This window comes from Streptomyces hainanensis (genome assembly GCF_004348415.1).
GTDB lineage: Bacteria > Actinomycetota > Actinomycetes > Streptomycetales > Streptomycetaceae > Streptomyces > Streptomyces hainanensis.
Map to the genome: position 1 here is coordinate 1 of NZ_SMKI01000130.1, position 16,802 is coordinate 16,802.

A 16,802-nucleotide genomic window follows, 5' to 3' on the forward strand; every position below is an offset into this window, starting at 1 on the left:
GAGCTGCTTCAGCTCGAACCGGCCGCCCCAGTAGTCGGTGCGCGCGGCGAGGGTGACCTGCTGCGCGGAGAACCGTTCGAGGGTGAAGGGTCCGTGCCGGCAGGCGTCACCGCACGCGGAGGCGGAGGACGCGGTCGTCCGGTCCTGAGGGGGTGCCGCGGGTGTCCGTCTCGTTGGTGACCAGCAGGAGTTCGTCGTCGCCGACCGCCAGGACCGCCCGGAGGCGGCCGAACTCGCCGGTCAGGAAGGCCTCGGGGTCCGCGTCCGTGAGCGGGGCCCGCCACAGCCGTTCGCCGCGCAGGCCGGCCAGCCACAGCGAGCCGCCCTGGAAGGCCAGGCCGCTGGGGGACGCCTCGTCCGGCGGCCACCACCGGATCGGGTCGGTGAAGCCGTCCGCCTCGCCGCCCGGGCCCTCGTGCAGCGGCCAGCCGTAGTTCCGGCCGGGCTCGATCCGGTTGAGCTCGTCCCACGTGTCCTGGCCGAACTCCGAGGCCCACAGGTTGCCTTCGGCGTCCCAGGCGAGACCCTGCACGTTGCGGTGGCCAGCGGAGTAGACCAGGGAGCCCGGGTCCGGGTTGTCCGCCGGTGGCTCGCCGGTCGCCGGGTCGATCCGCAGGATCTTGCCGGCCAGCGAGTCGGGGTCCTGGGCCAGCTCGCCCTCGCCCTCGCCGGCGTCGCCGGTGGCGGCGTGCAGCATGCCGTCCGGGCCGAAGGCGAGGCCGCCGCCGTGGTGGATGAACTCCCCCCTGGGGATGCCGGTGAGCAGGTCGCGGTCCGTGGTGAGGCCGCCCCCCGACGTCGCCGAGGAGTCGTAGCGGAAGGCGGTGATCCGGTTGTCTTCGGCGGTCGTGTAGTAGGCGAAGAGCAGCCCGCTCGACGCGAACTCCGGGTCGAGCGCGAGGCCGAGGAGCCCGCCCTCGCCTTCGGGTGCCACGCCGGGGACCGTACCCACCTCCGTCACGTCGCCCGACGCGGTCGCGATCCGGTGGACGGTGCCGCCGTCCCGCGAGCCGACCAGCAGGTCGCCGTCGGGGAGCCGCACCAGCCCCCAGGGCGAGTCGAGCCCGTCGGCCACCGTCTCGACGACCTCCACCGCGCCCTCGTCCGGGGCGACCGGTGCCCCCGACGACCCGGTCGCCCCGGGCGCCGGCTCGTCGGGCGTCGGCTCCGAGGAACCCGACGCGCCGGCGGTCGCGCCCTGAGCGCCCTCCGTACCGTCCGCGCCCTCGTCACCCGAGTCCGAGCCGCTGCAGCCCGTCACCGCCAGGGCCAGCGTCGTCACCACCGCCACCAGCGCCGCGTCTCGTCGCCTCATCATCCGCCTCCGTCCCTCCCGCCCCCGGACCGCGATCGGAGCGACCAGCACATCACGAACGATCGGTTCCGTCACGCCCGTGCCCGGCGGTCGCCGCCCGATCTAGCCTGACGGCATGAGCACTACGGACGTCTGGCTGCCCTTCCCTCCCGACGCGTTGTCGGACCTGCCCGAATCCTTCACCTACCGGCACTGGGACGGCGAGGACGACTACCCGGCCGACCCGGCCCGCTGCGCCTTCTACGTCGTCCCGTACCTGCGGCCGCAGGACGCCGTGTTGCGCCCGCTGCCGCGGATGACCGACCTGCGCGTCGTCCAGACCCTGACCGCCGGCGTCGACCACATGCTTCCGGGGCTTCCGCTGCTGGCCCCCGGCGTGCGGCTGTGCAACGCCGGCCCGTTGCACAACACCAGCACGGCCGAGCTGGCCCTCGCCCTGACCCTGGCCGCGCTCCGGGGGATACCCCGGTCGGTCCTCGCCCAGCGCGAGGAGCGGTGGGAGCAGGACGTGCGCCCCGCGCTCGCCGACCGCCGGGTGCTGATCCTCGGCTACGGCGGCATCGGCGGCGCCATCGAGGACCGGCTGCTGCCCTTCGAGGTGTCCGAGGTGATACGGGTCGCGAGCCGCGCCAGGACCGCGCCGCGCGGCCCGGTGCACGGCACCGAAGAACTGCCGGAACTGCTGCCGAACGTCGACGTGGTGATCGTCTCCACCCCGCTGACCGACGCCACCCGCGGCCTGGTCGACGCCGAGTTCCTGGCCCGGCTGCCCGACGGCGCGCTGCTGGTCAACGTGGCCAGGGGGCCGGTCGTGGACACCGAGGCGCTGCTCGCGGAGCTCGGCTCCGGCCGGCTGCGGGCCGCGCTCGACGTCACCGACCCGGAGCCGCTGCCGCCCGGCCACCCCCTGTGGCACGCGCCCGGCGTCCTGATCACGCCGCATGTCGGCGGCCCCTCCACGGCGTTCCGGCCGCGCGCCGAGAGGTTGTTGCGGGCCCAGCTCGCCCGCTTCGCCGCCGGTGAGCCGGTGGCGCACGTGGTCGCCACCGGCGGGCGGGAGCACTGACCCGGCGCGTCGAGCGAACGCCACACACTCCCCGAATCGTCACGGTCGGTAAGACGGCTATGGCGTTCCGTGACCACTCTGGTGTACCGTCCGTCCCGGGGCGAGGTTCGGAACGAGAGGGGGGCACAGGCGAGATGCACCGCCCGAGAACGAGTCGGTCGCCGCGCGCCGGCGCGGCGAGGTCGCCGCTGAGCGGCCCGGGGCCGCAGCTGGCACTGGCCGGCATGTGCGCGGGCTACGCGGTGGGGGCCGTGTTCGGCTGGGGCTCCCCGGAAGTGGCGCGCGTGATGGGGGACTTCGGGCTCTCCGGGGCCGCCTTTCTGGCCGCCGGTTCCTGCCTGTGGTACGCGCACCGGCGGGCCGGCCATCTCAGGCCCGCGTGGACGCTGTTCGGCCTCTCCTCGATGATGATCGGCCTGGGGAACGCCATATGGGGCTGGTACGAGGTGGTGCTGCGGGAGTCCGTCCCGCGCACCTCCCTCGCCGACCTCTGCTACCTGCTCTTCGCGCCGCTGGCCATCATCGGGCTGCTGATGTTCGCCAGGCGCCCGGTCACCAGGGCCGGCTGGATCTGCCTCGGGCTCGACGCCTGGCTGATCGGCGGCTCGCTGATGACGCTCTCCTGGAGCGTCGCCCTCGCCCACACCGCGCAGTGGCGGGGCGAGACGGTGGCCCGCGCCGCCCTGGCGCTCGCCTATCCGCTGCTGGACATCGCGCTGGTCAGTATGGTCCTGGTGCTGCACTTCAGGTGCGGCACCCGGCACCGGGCCGGGGTCAACACCGCCATCGGCGCCCTGGCTCTCACCGTGCTGTGCGACGCGCTCTTCACCTCGCCGATGCTGCGGGCCCACTACAGCTCGGGGCAACTGCTCGACGCCGGCTGGTTCGCCGCCTCGCTGCTCCTGGCCTACGCGCCCTGGGCGGGCGGCCGTGGCGCCCAGCCGGGCGTCGGCCGGCCGCCGGACGAGAAGCCGGCCAAGGAGCCGGCTTCCCCGCCGTACGACCGTCCGTCCCACCCGCACGACCACGCGTCCCACGAGTACGACCACGCCTACCCGCAGGGCCGCGACCCGGGGTGCGGCGGGGATCCGCCGGCCGAGCGCCGCGCCGGCCGCCGCGCGCGGCCCTTCGCCGAGACGCTCGGCATCGGCGCCCTGGCGCCCTACACGGCGGCCGCCGTCTGCGTGCTGAGCATCCTGATGACCATAGTCGCTGGCCGCAACGTGGACCGGGTCGTCGTCTACACCGCGTCCACGGTGGTCCTCGCGCTGCTCGTGCGGCAGGGCATCACCCTGGCCGACAACGTGGCCCTGACCCGCGAGCTGGCGCAGAAGGAGAACTACTTCCGTTCGCTGGTGCAAGGATCGAGCGATGTGATCATGATCGCCGCGCCGGACGGAAAGCTCCGCTACGTCAGCCCGGCGGCCACCGGCGTCTACGGCAGGGAGGCCGACCGGCTGATCGGCTGCGAGCTCTCCACGCTGATCCACCCCGACGACCTCGGCCGTGTCCTGCACGAGCTACGCCGCTTTCTCTCGGTCCCTGCCGCCCTTGAGCCGGCCACCAGGATCGAATGCCGGGTGCGGCACGCGGAGGGTCGCTGGCTCAACGTCGAGTCCAGCGTCAACCGCTACCAGGGCGGCCTGATCTTCAACAGCCGAGACGTGACGGAACGTGTGCGACTGCAAGCGCAGCTCCAGCACAGTGCCTCGCACGACGCCCTCACCGACCTGCCCAACCGGGCCCTGTTCACCGAGCGGGTCAGGCTCGCCCTCTCCGACGGCACCGTCCCCGGGCAGGGCGGGGCCCCGGAGGCGGCGGTCTTCTTCATCGACCTCGACGGCTTCAAGGCCGTCAACGACACCATCGGCCACCAGGCGGGCGACGAACTGCTGGTGCAGGCCGGGCAGCGGCTCCGCGAGAGCGTGCGGGCCGGCGACACCACCGCCCGGCTCGGCGGGGACGAGTTCGCCGCGCTGATCGTCGGCGACCCCGCGGGCGGCGAGGAGGCCGACCAGCCGGCGGTCGGGCCCGCCGCCGAGGCCGCCGAGGCCGGCGACCCGGCAGTCCAGCGCGCCGGCGCGCCGGCCGGCGGCACCGGGTCCCGCGAGTACCGGATCCTGGAGATCGCCGAGCGGGTCCGCGCCGCACTCTCCCGCCCCTACCTGCTGGACGGCCGCGAGGTCCGGGTCGCCGCCAGCATCGGCATCGCCTTCACCGAGCCGGGCGCCACCCCCGCCGCCCTGATGCGCAACGCCGACCTCGCGATGTACCGGGCCAAGCAGGCGGGCAAGGCCCGCGTCGAGCTCTACGTCCCGCAGCTCCAGGCCGACGCCGTGCGCCGCACCGAGCTGGCGGACCGGCTGCGCCGCGCACTGCACGCGGGCGAGTTCACCCTCGTCCACCAGCCCGTGGTCGACCTCGCGGACGGCCGGATCACCGCCCTCTCCGCGCAGGCCCGCTGGCGCTCCGCGCACGGCCTGCTCACCACCCCCCTCGAACTGCTGCGCGGCCCGCGCCCCGAGGCGGGGGAGCGGGCCACCGAGATGACCGGCTGGCTGGTCAAGCAGGCCATCGCCGAGGCCGGTCGCCGGCACCGCAAGGGCCTGACCGTGCCGGTCAGCGTCCGGGTGCCGGGGCCCAGGCTCGCCGACCGGGCGCTCGGCGCCGGCGGCGTCGAGGCCCTGCTCGCCGAGCACGCGCTGCCGCCCTCGGCCCTGGTGATCGAGCTCCCCGAGGCCGAGTCCGTGCTGGCCGCCGACGAACTGCGCCGCCGCCTCCTCGACCTCAGCGGCCTCGGCGTCGGCATCGCCCTCGGCGGCTTCGGCAGCGGCGGCACCGCGGCCGCGGCGCTGCACCGGCTCCCCGTCGACCTGGTCCGTCTCGACGGCGAGCTGGTCGACGGCCTGCTCGACTTCCCGCAGCTCCGCAAGATCGCCGCCGGCCTGCTGCGGATGGCCGCCGACCTGGGCATCGACTCCCTCGCCGACGGCGTCGACCACCCCGAGCAGGCCACCGCGCTCCGCGCCCTCGGCTGCCGCCGCGGCCAGGGCCTCGCCTTCTGCGAGCCCCTCGACCCGGCCAGGCTGCGCCGCGCCCTCGACGCCGGCCGCCTCCCGGTGCCCCCGCCGCCACTGCCACCGGCCCGCCGCACCCACCGCGAGACGCCCGCCGACCCGACACCCTCGCACTCCGCGCCCTCGTGACGGCCCTGGGGCACCGCTCACACCCTGCCGCGCCCGGCCCGCACGGCGCCGCGCTTCCGGCTCACACAGTGCTGCGATTCTGGCTCACATAGTGCTGTGTTCTTGGCTCACATAGTGAGACGCGAATCGCGCTCGCTTGACACACGCCGGGCGAGGGGAGCAATGTCGGACCCATGCACACCCGAATTCTCGTACTTGGATGGCGCGTCGGCTGACCTCGGACAATCCGTGGCCCCCAGCGACGCGCTCCCCCTCGCATGCCTCTTGGCACGAGGGGTTTTTTGTTGCAGCGATGTCGGCAGGGACGACATCGACACCAGCACCCGCACCCCAGCTTCACCACCCTCATCACCCGAGAAGAGAACGTCGATGACCGAGCAGGCCACCGGGGCGCCGAAGCCGCAGCCGCGGGCCCCCCGAGGCGGAGCGCCGCAGCCCGCCGCCACCGTCGAGCACGTGACGGGCGCCCAATCCCTCATCCGCTCCCTCGAGGCCGTCGGCGCCGACACCGTCTTCGGAATCCCCGGCGGTGCGATCCTCCCCGCCTACGACCCGCTGATGGACTCCACCAAGGTCCGTCACATCCTCGTGCGCCACGAGCAGGGCGCCGGTCACGCCGCCACCGGCTACGCCCAGGCCACCGGCCGCGTCGGCGTGTGCATGGCCACCTCGGGCCCCGGCGCCACCAACCTGGTCACCCCCATCGCCGACGCCCACATGGACTCGGTGCCGATGGTCGCCATCACGGGACAGGTGGCCGGCCCCTCCATCGGCACCGACGCCTTCCAGGAAGCCGACATCTGCGGCATCACCCTGCCCGTCACCAAGCACAACTTCCTGGTCACCGACCCCGCGGAGATCCCGCGCACCATCGCCGAGGCCTTCCACATCGCCGCCACCGGGCGGCCAGGACCCGTCCTGGTCGACATCTCCAAGGACGCCCTGCAGGCCAGGACCGTCTTCTCCTGGCCGCCCACCACCGACCTGCCCGGCTACCGCCCGGTCAGCCGCCCGCACGCCAAGCAGATCCGCGAGGCCGCCCGGCTGATCTCCCAGGCCAGGCACCCGGTGCTGTACGTCGGCGGCGGCGTGATCAAGGCCGGTGCCTCCGCCGAGCTGCGCGAGCTCGCCGAGCTGACCGGCGTCCCCGTCACCACCACCCTGATGGCCCTGGGCGCCTTCCCCGACAGCCACCCCCAGCACCTGGGCATGCCCGGCATGCACGGCTCGGTCGCCGCCGTCACCGCGCTCCAGCGGGCCGACCTGATCGTCGCCCTCGGCGCCCGCTTCGACGACCGCGTCACCGGGAAGATCGACTCCTTCGCGCCGCACGCCAAGATCGTGCACGCCGACATCGACCCGGCCGAGATCGGCAAGAACCGGCTCGCCGACGTCCCGATCGTGGGCGACGTCAAGGACGTGATGTCCGACCTGACCGCCGCCCTGCGCGCCGACGACCCGGCCACCACCCCGGGACCCGACGCCGCCGAGCGCTACGCCGGCTGGTGGCAGCAGCTCGACCGCTGGCGCGAGACCTACCCGCTGGGCTACGACCTGCCGGAGGACGGCACCCTCTCCCCGCAGCAGGTCATCGAGCGCATCGGCCAACTGGCCCCCGACGACACCATCTTCACCGCGGGCGTCGGCCAGCACCAGATGTGGGCCGCCCAGTACCTGCCCTTCGAGCGCCCCGGCACCTGGCTCAACTCCGGCGGCCTGGGCACCATGGGCTACGCCGTGCCCGCCGCGCTCGGCGCCAAGGCCGGCCGCCCCGACGCCCCCGTCTGGGCCATCGACGGCGACGGCTGCTTCCAGATGACCAACCAGGAGCTGGCCACCGCCGCGCTCAACGGCGTCCCGATCAAGGTCGCCATCATCAACAACGGCGCCCTGGGCATGGTCCGCCAGTGGCAGACCCTCTTCTACAACCAGCGTTACTCCAACACCGCGCTGCGCGGCGGCCCCTCGTCCGCCGGCACCCGGATCCCCGACTTCGTCAAGCTGGCGGAGGCCATGGGCTGCGTCGGCCTGCGCTGCGAGGACCCGGCGCAGCTGGACGCCGTCATCGAGAAGGCCAACGCCATCAACGACCGGCCCGTCGTCGTCGACTTCATCGTCCACGAGGACGCCATGGTCTGGCCGATGGTCGCCGCCGGCACCTCCAACGACGAGGTGATGGCCGCCCGCGGCGTGCGCCCCGACTTCAGCGACGCCGTCGACTGACCGACCGGAGAGGTAACCCAGAACCCGTCATGTCCAAGCACACGCTCTCCGTCCTGGTCGAGAACAAGCCCGGTGTCCTGTCCCGGATCACCGCGCTGTTCTCCCGCCGCAGCTTCAACATCGACTCGCTCGCCGTCGGCACCACCGAACACCCCGAGGTGTCCCGGATCACCATCGTGGTCAGCGTCGACGCCCTCCCGCTCGAACAGGTCACCAAGCAGCTCAACAAGCTGGTCAACGTCCTGAAGATCGTCGAACTCGACCCGGCGGCCGCCGTCCACCGTGAACTCGTTCTGGTGAAGGTGCGCGCCGACAACGACACCAGGTCGCAGATCGTCGAGATCGTTCAACTCTTCCGCGCCAAGACCGTGGACGTCGCGCCCGAGGCCGTGACCATCGAGGCCACCGGCAGCAGCGACAAGCTAGAGGCCATGCTCCGCATGCTGGAGCCCTTCGGCATCAAGGAGCTCGTGCAGTCCGGCGCCATCGCGATCGGCCGCGGCTCCCGCTCCATCACCGACCGCTCGCTGCGCGCACTCGACCGCACCGCGTAGCGTCGGACGCGTCCGGTCCGCCGACGCGTCGGCGGACCGGATACCGAGACCGACCGACCCCGCCCGTTCCACACGTCCTACGGTGGAACCCGGCCGTCGCCCCTCCGCGGCGGCGAGAACCAACAAGGAGAAGAACCGAAGTGGCCGAGCTGTTCTACGACGACGACGCCGACCTGTCCATCATCCAGGGCCGCAAGGTGGCGGTCCTCGGTTACGGCAGCCAGGGCCACGCCCACGCGCTGTCGCTGCGCGACTCGGGCGTCGACGTCCGGGTCGGCCTGCACGAGGGCTCGAAGTCCCGCGCCAAGGCCGAGGAGCAGGGGCTGCGGGTGGTCACCCCGGCCGAGGCCGCCGCCGAGGCCGACGTCGTCATGATCCTGGTGCCGGACCCGATCCAGGCCCGCGTCTACGAGGAGTCCGTGCGGGACAACCTCAAGGAGGGCGACGCGATCTTCTTCGGCCACGGCTTCAACATCCGCTTCGGCTTCATCAAGCCGCCGGCGGGCGTCGACGTCTGCATGGTCGCCCCCAAGGGCCCGGGCCACCTGGTCCGCCGCCAGTACGAGGAGGGCCGCGGCGTGCCGTGCATCGTGGCCGTCGAGCAGGACGCCTCGGGCAACGGCTTCCCGCTGGCCCTCTCCTACGCCAAGGCCATCGGCGGCACCCGCGCCGGCGTCATCAAGACCACCTTCACCGAGGAGACCGAGACCGACCTCTTCGGCGAGCAGGCGGTCCTCTGCGGCGGCACCGCGGCGCTGGTCAAGGCCGGCTTCGAGACCCTGGTGGAGGCCGGCTACCAGCCGGAGATCGCGTACTTCGAGTGCCTGCACGAGCTCAAGCTCATCGTGGACCTGATGTACGAGGGCGGCCTGGAGAAGATGCGCTGGTCGATCTCCGAGACCGCCGAGTGGGGCGACTACGTGTCGGGCCCGCGCGTCATCACCGACCAGACCAAGGCCGAGATGAAGCGCATCCTGGGCGACATCCAGGACGGCACCTTCGCGGAGGCGTGGATGGCCGAGTACAACGCCGGCCTGCCCCGCTACAACGAGTACAAGAAGGCCGACGCCGAGCACCTGCTGGAGACCACGGGCAAGGAGCTCCGCAAGCTGATGAGCTGGGTCGACGAGGAGGCCTGAGCCCGCTGAACCTCCCCCAGACTCCGTCTGGGAGGTGCCCCCAGCCGCCCTACGGGGGGGGAGTTCGCTCGATCGGGCGGCGGCTCCGGCAGGCAACCGCCGGCTCCGCCGCCCGCCGCTACACTGCACTGCACCAAGCGTGTCACGGGCTCACAGCGTCGTGCGGCTCCACGTGGCTGCCTACCTCTCCACCGCCTGGCCGTCGGGACGCGGCCTTCCGCAAAGGACCAGTGAGACCCAGTGAGCAAGCCCGTCGTACTCATCGCAGAAGAGCTCTCCCCCGCGACCGTCGACGCCCTCGGCCCGGACTTCGAGATCCGGCGCTGCGACGGTGCCGCCCGTGACGAACTGCTGACCGCCATCGCCGACGTGGACGCCGTGCTGGTCCGCAGCGCCACCAAGATCGACGCCGAGGCCATCGCCGCCGCCCGCCGGCTCAAGGTCGTCGCCAGGGCCGGCGTCGGCCTGGACAACGTCGACGTGTCGGCCGCCACCAAGGCCGGCGTCATGGTGGTCAACGCGCCCACCTCCAACATCGTCACCGCGGCCGAGCTCGCCTGCGGTCTGATCGTCGCCACCGCCCGCAACATCCCGCAGGCCAACGCCGCGCTCAAACAGGGCGAGTGGAAGCGCAGCAAGTACACCGGCGTCGAGCTCGCCGAGAAGACCCTCGGCGTCGTCGGCCTCGGCCGGATCGGCGTGCTGGTCGCCCAGCGGATGGCGGCCTTCGGCATGGACATCGTCGCCTACGACCCCTACGTGCAGCCGGCCCGCGCCGCCCAGATGGGCGTCAGGCTCCTCACCCTCGACGAACTGCTCGCCGTCTCCGACTTCATCACCGTGCACCTCCCCAAGACCCCGGAGACCCTGGGGCTCATCGGCGAGGAGGCGCTGCACAAGGTCAAGCCCAGCGTCCGCATCATCAACGCGGCGCGCGGCGGCATCGTCGACGAGACCGCGCTGCTCAGCGCCCTCAAGGAGGGCCGGGTCGCCGGCGCCGGGCTCGACGTCTACGCGACCGAGCCCTGTACCGACTCCCCGCTCTTCGAGTTCGACAGCGTGATCGGCACCCCGCACCTGGGCGCCTCCACCGGCGAGGCCCAGGAGAAGGCCGGTCTCGCCGTCGCCAAGTCGGTCCGGCTGGCGCTGGCCGGCGAGCTCGTCCCGGACGCGGTCAACGTCCAGGGCGGCGTCATCGCCGAGGACGTGCGCCCCGGCCTGCCGCTCGCCGAGAAGCTGGGCCGGATCTTCACCGCGCTGGCCGGCGAGGTCGCCCAGCGGCTCGACGTCGAGGTCTGCGGCGAGATCACCCAGCACGACGTCAAGATCCTCGAACTCTCCGCGCTCAAGGGCGTCTTCGAGGACGTCGTCGCCGAGACCGTCTCCTACGTCAACGCGCCGCTCTTCGCCCAGGAGCGCGGCGTCGAGGTCCGCCTCACCACCAGCTCCGAGTCGCCCGACCACCGCAACCTGATCCGGGTGCGCGGCACGCTCACCAGCGGCGAGGTGGTCTCGGTGGCCGGCACCCTGGCCGGGCCCAAGCACCTGCAGAAGATCGTCGGCATCGGCCCGCACACCGTCGACCTGGCGCTCGCCGACCACATGGCGTTCCTGCGCTACACCGACCGCCCCGGCGTGGTCGGCACCCTCGGCCGGATCCTCGGCGAGACGGGGATCAACATCGCCGGCATGCAGGTGGCCCGCGCCGAGGAGGGCGGCGACGCGCTGATCGCCCTCACCATCGACAGCACCATCCCGCAGGCCGCGCTGACCGAGATCGCCGAGGAGATCGGCGCGTCCTCGGCCCGTGGCGTCAACCTGACGGACTGACGACGCCGTTCGGCGCCGACCGCTCCCGCGGCCGGCGCCGCTCCCGGCGTTCGCGACCGCTCACCCGTTGGGCAGGATCACCGCCCGGCCGTTGACCTTCCCGGCGTGCAGCCGCTCGTACGCGAGCGGCGCCTCGTCGATGCCGTACGTCTCCACCCGCACCTCCACCGCCCCCGACCTGGCGAGCGCCAGCACCTCGCCCAACTCGCCGCGGCTGCCCCAGTACGGCGCGGTCACGGCGACGTCGAACGCCGTGGTGTTGATCCCGACCGGCAGCGCGCCGCCCGCGATCCCCACGATCGCCACGTCCGCCTCCACGGCCGCCACCGCCCCCGCCGTCGTCACCGTGGGCTGCGCACCGACGAAGTCGAACACGCCCTCGGCGCCGAGACCACCCGTCAACTCCCTGACCCGGTCGGCCGCCCGCTGGTCCGACAGCACCGTCTCGTGCGCCCCCACCGCCCTGGCCAGCGCCAGCTTCTCCTCCGACACGTCGAGCGCGATCACCCGGCTCGGGGTCAGCGCCCGGAGCAGCTGGATCGCGACATGGCCGAGGCCGCCCGCGCCGATCACCACGGCCGTCGAACCGGGCCGCAGCTTCGGCAACGCGCGCTTGACGGCGTGGTACGGCGTCAGCCCCGCGTCCGTCAACGGCACCGACGTCACCGGGTCGAGCCCGTCCAGCGGCAGCAGGAACCTGGCGTCGTTCACCAGCAGGAACTCCGCCATCCCGCCTGGCGCGCCGAGCCCCGGCGGAAAGATGCCCAACTCGGCGGCGCGCAGGCAGTAGTTCTCCTTGCCCTCGGCGCACTTCGCGCACCGCCCACAGCCCTGCGGCCCGTACACCGCCACCGGCTCGCCGACCTCCAGCCCGGTCACGCCCTCGCCGACGGCGGCGACGGTGCCGGTGACCTCGTGCCCGAGGGTCTGCGGCAGCGCGTACGGGAACGACTCGGCCGGCCAGCTCATCACCGCGATGTCCGAGTGGCACACCCCGGCCGCCGCCACCCGCAACAACACCTGCCCGGGCCCCGGCTCCGGATCCGGCACCACGACCACCTCGGGCGCCGCGCCGATCTCCCGATACTGGACGGCCTTCATGGGACCTCCCTGTCGGTACGCTGCCGCTGCGCCGGCCTGTGCCTCACCACCTGCCATCATGCGAGCCGTCCTCACCGCCCGCAATCGGAGGCCGGGTCCAGGCGCGCCTTCCGCACATGGGTGGTGTCGGCGTCGAGCACGGTGCCGTCCGGGCCGACGGGCACGAGGTCCGGCACGCTCCCGCCCCGCTGGTCGACGAGGGTGGAGTGGACCTCGCCGGGGGCGAAGGCGTGGCGCTCTCCCCACTGGCGCAGCGTGACGACGACGGGGAACAGGTCGCGGCCCGCGTCGGTGAGCACGTACTCCCGGCGGCGCCCCGACGGTGCCGTGCGCTGGGCGAGGAGCCCGTGGGCGGTGAGCTTGCGGAGCCGGTCGCTGAGGATGTTGCGGGCGATGCCGGTGCGGCGCTGGAACTCGGTGAACGATCGCGCCCCGTCCATCGCGTCGCGGACGACGAGAAGGCTCCAGCGGTCGCCGACGAGATCGAGCGTGCGCGCGACCGGGCAGTCGGAATCGGTCCAGCCGGAGTCCGGCGCGTGGGTGCTGGCGCGCGGCATGGCACCTCCAGATGAGTTGCGGATTGAAACCATTGTGCCGTAGCGTCGAATCGGTTTCATCATGCTACTGATCGGGGGCCCGGGATGGGTGTGGGGCGACGGCTGCTGCTCGCGGTGGTGTGCGGCGTCGCGGTGGCGAGCATCTACGCCGCCCAGCCGGTGTTGGAGCCGATGGGCCGCGATCTCGGCGTCCCGGCGGAGCTCAGCGGGTGGATCGTGGCCACGGGCCAGGTGGGCTACCTGGTGGGACTGGTGCTGCTGGTACCGCTGGGCGACGTGGTCGACAGGCGGCGGCTCATCGCCACGCACCTGGCCCTGACCGCGGCGGGCCTGGTTCTGACGGCCTCGGCCCGGACGGCGTGGGCGGCGTTCGCGGGGCTGGCGGTCGCCGGGCTGTTCGCCGTCGTGGTGCAGACCGCGGTGGCCTACGCCGCGTCGCTCTCCCCGCCCGGCGAGCGGGGCAGGACCATCGGGGTCGTGACCTCGGGCGTGGTCGTCGGCATCCTCGGCGGGCGCCTCCTCGGCGGCTGGCTCGCCGAGGTGTGGGGCTGGCGGAGCGTCCACCTCGTCCTCGCGGTGCTCGCCCTCGGGCTCGCGGCCCTCGTCGCGACCGTACTGCCCGCGGACGAGCGGACCGAGCGGACCGAGCGGACCGAGCGGACCGAGCCGACCGAGCAGCCGGCTCGGTACGGGCGGGCCGTCGCCTCGCTGGGCGAACTGTTCGGGGACCGCCTGTTCCGCACGCGCGGGCTCATCGCGTTCTTCCTCTTCGCGTCGTTCGGCACCCTGTGGAGCGGCATGGCGCTCCCGCTGGCCGGCCCGCCGTGGCACCTGAGCGCGGCGGGGATCGGGCTGTTCGGCATCGCCGGGTTGGCCGGCGCGCTCGGTGCGGCGCGCGCCGGACGGTGGGCGGACTCGGGACGGGCGATCCCGGTCACCGGTCTGGCGCTCGCGCTGCTCGTCGTCTCGTGGGCCGGGATCGCCTGGCTGCCGTGGTCGCTGTGGCTCCTGGTGGCCGGGGTGGTACTCCTCGACTTCGCGGTCCAGGCCGCGCACGTCGCCAACCAGCACCTTCTCGCCGCGGCCTACCCGGATCGCACCAACGGCGCCATCGGTGGCTACATGGTCTTCTACTCCCTCGGCTCCGCCCTCGGCGCGGCGGCCACCTCGGTCGTGTTCGCCTCCGCCGGCTGGGCCGGTTCCAGCCTGCTGGGAGCGGGGTTCGCCTGCTGCGCGCTCGTCGTCTGGGCGTGGGAGCGGCGAGCGCCCGCGGCGGCCCACCGCACGGCGAAGAGCCGGTGCCGCCCTGGGAAGGCAGGGACGGCACCGGCCCGGCGGAACGGCCGAACCACACGCGGGTGACGGCCCGCGTCAGCCGCCCGCCAGCTCGTACGCCTTCGCCGGCGAGAAGGAGCCCGCCGGCCCGTCGCAGCCGTCGAGCTCGCCCGGCAGCTTGATCCAGAGGTAGGCGTCGATCAGGTTGTCGCCGGTCGCGGCCGTCGGGTTCTGTCCGACGAGCCGGCCCGGCGGGTCGCACCACTCGCTGCCGAGAGGGCCGTTGCCGTTGCGGCTGGTGTCGATCACGGCCCGCAGGTCCGGGTCGCCGAGCTGGGCGAGCACGGCCCTGGCGAAGGCGCTCTCGTTCGCCGTGGTGTGGTAGTTGGAGACGTTGGAGTAGATGCCGTCGCCGCTCTCCAGCACCCCGGCCTCGCGGAGCGTCGCGGCCATGGTGGCGGGGGAGTGCCACCCGGAGTGGCCGGCGTCGAAGTAGACCCGGGCCGCCGGGCTCGCCGCGTGGATCAGGTCGGCCGCGTCGGCCAGCGCGTTGAACCGCTCGGCGCGCTGGGTCGGGTTGAGGCAGGTGGTGAGCGCGAGCGAGTCCGGCTCCAGGATCACGACGGACGGCGCGCCGCCGAGGCCGGCCGCGAAGTCCTCGGCCCAGTCGAGATAGGCGGCGAAGGTGGGGGCCCCGCCGGCCGAGGCGCCGCCGCAGTCCCGGTTGGGGATCATGTACGACACCAGGACCGGCACCTCGCCGGCGGCGGTCGCGGCCGAGGTGACCTCGGCGACGTCCTGGGTCACGGTGGCGGGCCGGTAGGCGGAGAACCAGACCGCCTGCGGCTGGCTGGCGATCCGCTGCTCGATCAGCGGCCGCCTGGAGTCGTTGGGGTTGTCCGCGACCCAACGGTGGACGTTGGCCGGGTAGTTGTGGAAGACGGCGGTGTCGGGCAGCTCGGCGGCCGCGGCGTCGGCGGCGTCGGCGGTGTCCGTGGGGCCGGCGGCCTGCGCGGGCGCGAACTGACCCGCGGTCAGCAGCAGCCCGCCGAGGGCCGCGGCGACCACGCTCAGTACGGCTCGTGGGGTGCGCACGATGGCTCGTTCCTCTCCGACAGAGGGGTACGGTCGTGGGGGATGGGAGCGCTCCCAATGCCAGCCGAACATAGCCGGTGAAAGCGACCGAGTAAACCTCTCCGCCTCCGTCGGTGGCTTCTCCGGTGGTTTCTCCGACGGTTCCTCCGGTGTCCCGGGCGGGGCGCGACTCCTGCCCGGCGGCCACGAGCGGCTTCGGCACGACTGCGTCCGCCCGGCGCCCGGCCCCTCAGAGACGGGCGGCCTTGAGCGCCATGTGCAGCAGCAGCCGGTCCTCGCCGTCGGCCAGGTCGAGGCCGGTGAGGTGGGCGATCCGGGAGAGCCGGTAGTAGAGGGTCTGCCGGTGGATGCCGAGGGCGGCCGCGGCGCGGGCGGCCTGCCCGGCGTGGTCGAGGAACGCCTCGGCGGTGCGGGCGAGTTCACGGTGTTCGGCGCGCAGCAGCGGGCGCACCGCCGGGTCGGGTGGGACGTCGGCGAGCGCGGACAGCAGCCGGTAGGGGCCGAGGTCGCGCCAGTCGGCCACGCCGCCGAACCGATTCTCCGCGGCGGCGACGCGGGCGGCGGCCAGCGCCTCGTGCCAGGCGCCGGCCAACTCGGCCGGGCCGCGCCGCACGGAGCCGATGCCGGCGGCGGTCTGGTGCGGGGCGCGGCTCATCAGGTTCATCGCCACGGCACGGGCGGTCCGTGGCCGGACCAGGACGGCCAGCACCTGCCGCGGCTCCTTGCCGACGGCGGCACGGACGCTCCGCGGCCGCGCGACGGCGGCCGCGACGGCCGCCCCCCCGGCGGACCCCTCCGGCGGTGCCGCCGGGGCACCCCGCCGGCCCGCGGCCGGCGACCCGCCGGCGTCCGGTGCCGCGTCGTGTCGGCCTGCGGCCGGCGCCTGGTAGGCGGCCCGCGAAGGCCCGTCGACGGGCTCGGCCGTGGTTCGTCCCGCGGCCGGTTGCGGCCCGCCGGTCTCCGCCGGCGTGCCGGGCTCGCCTGCGGCGGGTGTGTCGGCGGCCGCGCCGGGACCAGGCGCCTCCGTGTCGGGTGCCTGCCGAAGTGTGTCGCCTGGACCGGTTGTGGCCTGGCCGCCCGCCGGTGGGGACGTGCCGGTCTCCGCCGGCGTGCCGGGCTGGCCGGCGGCGGGTGTGTCGGCGGCCGCGCGCGGACCGGGCGCGTCCCGGTCGGCCGCCCCGCGACGCGCCGGCCCTGGGGCCGCGGTGTCACCCGCCGGTGGGCCCTGCCCGTCCCGCCGCGGCGCGACGGGGACGTCGCCGGCCTGGCCGGCCGCCGGCGTGCCGCCGGCCTCGCGCGCGCGGCCCGCGCCCCGCCGGCGCGGCGCCGGAGGGGACGCGTCGGCGGGGGCGTGCGTCGGCGGGGCCGCGCCGGCGTGCGGTCGCGTCGGGTTGCCGCCGGCGGGCAGCAGGCAGAGGGCCAGGGCGCCGGGGGCCAGGGC

The 16,802-nt window shown here is 74.0% G+C and carries 12 protein-coding genes; 7 read left to right on the top strand and 5 right to left on the bottom strand.

The genetic code is table 11. The features are described 5' to 3' along the window. Window positions 1-106: 106 nt before the first annotated feature. Window positions 107-1,315: a PQQ-dependent sugar dehydrogenase gene (locus E1283_RS14315; RefSeq protein ID WP_132818416.1), complete on the bottom strand. Its 1,209-nt coding sequence runs from the start codon at window positions 1,313-1,315 to the stop codon at window positions 107-109. A gap of 115 nt (window positions 1,316-1,430) precedes the next feature. On the opposite strand from E1283_RS14315, the gene E1283_RS14320 reads away from it, so the two are divergent. The 6 genes from E1283_RS14320 to serA all read left to right on the top strand — a co-directional run bounded on the left by E1283_RS14320 (window position 1,431) and on the right by serA (window position 11,333). Beyond that, window positions 1,431-2,381: a 2-hydroxyacid dehydrogenase gene (locus E1283_RS14320; protein ID WP_132818405.1), complete on the top strand. Its 951-nt coding sequence runs from the start codon at window positions 1,431-1,433 to the stop codon at window positions 2,379-2,381. A 134-nt stretch (window positions 2,382-2,515) separates the two neighbouring features. Continuing rightward, entirely contained in the window at window positions 2,516-5,587 is a 3,072-nt protein-coding gene (locus E1283_RS14325; protein WP_132818406.1) for a putative bifunctional diguanylate cyclase/phosphodiesterase, read from the top strand. A 369-nt stretch (window positions 5,588-5,956) separates the two neighbouring features. Beyond that, window positions 5,957-7,810, top strand: a complete 1,854-nt coding sequence (locus E1283_RS14335) for an acetolactate synthase large subunit (protein ID WP_132818408.1) — start codon at window positions 5,957-5,959, stop codon at window positions 7,808-7,810. A 29-nt stretch (window positions 7,811-7,839) separates the two neighbouring features. After that, complete coding sequence (gene ilvN, locus E1283_RS14340) at window positions 7,840-8,364, top strand: acetolactate synthase small subunit (RefSeq protein ID WP_132818409.1); 525 nt, start codon at window positions 7,840-7,842, stop codon at window positions 8,362-8,364. 140 nt (window positions 8,365-8,504) lie between these two features. Continuing rightward, window positions 8,505-9,503: a ketol-acid reductoisomerase gene (ilvC, locus tag E1283_RS14345; protein ID WP_132818410.1), complete on the top strand. Its 999-nt coding sequence runs from the start codon at window positions 8,505-8,507 to the stop codon at window positions 9,501-9,503. A 240-nt stretch (window positions 9,504-9,743) separates the two neighbouring features. Then, window positions 9,744-11,333 carry a phosphoglycerate dehydrogenase gene (gene serA, locus E1283_RS14350; RefSeq protein ID WP_132818411.1) on the top strand — a complete coding sequence of 530 codons (1,590 nt, stop codon included), beginning with the start codon at window positions 9,744-9,746 and terminating at the stop codon, window positions 11,331-11,333. Between the two features lie 60 nt (window positions 11,334-11,393). On the opposite strand, the gene E1283_RS14355 is transcribed toward serA, so the two are convergent. Together E1283_RS14355 and E1283_RS14360 are read right to left on the bottom strand one after the other, a co-directional pair. Next, window positions 11,394-12,434: an NAD(P)-dependent alcohol dehydrogenase gene (locus E1283_RS14355; protein ID WP_132818412.1), complete on the bottom strand. Its 1,041-nt coding sequence runs from the start codon at window positions 12,432-12,434 to the stop codon at window positions 11,394-11,396. Window positions 12,435-12,505: 71 nt separating this feature from the next. Beyond that, window positions 12,506-12,991, bottom strand: coding sequence for a winged helix-turn-helix transcriptional regulator (locus E1283_RS14360; RefSeq protein ID WP_132818413.1), 486 nt, complete (start codon window positions 12,989-12,991; stop codon window positions 12,506-12,508). Window positions 12,992-13,075: 84 nt separating this feature from the next. Between E1283_RS14360 and E1283_RS14365 the strand changes: the two genes are divergently transcribed. After that, a complete protein-coding gene (locus E1283_RS14365) occupies window positions 13,076-14,353 on the top strand; it encodes an MFS transporter (RefSeq protein ID WP_132818414.1) in 1,278 nt (425 codons plus the stop codon). Window positions 14,354-14,362: 9 nt separating this feature from the next. On the opposite strand, the gene E1283_RS14370 is transcribed toward E1283_RS14365, so the two are convergent. Continuing rightward, on the bottom strand, window positions 14,363-15,361 hold the full coding sequence (locus E1283_RS14370; RefSeq protein WP_243744839.1) for a glycoside hydrolase family 6 protein: 999 nt from the start codon (window positions 15,359-15,361) through the stop codon (window positions 14,363-14,365). A 229-nt stretch (window positions 15,362-15,590) separates the two neighbouring features. Continuing rightward, a complete protein-coding gene (locus E1283_RS38735) occupies window positions 15,591-16,799 on the bottom strand; it encodes a helix-turn-helix domain-containing protein (protein WP_243744840.1) in 1,209 nt (402 codons plus the stop codon). Window positions 16,800-16,802 lie beyond the last annotated feature (3 nt).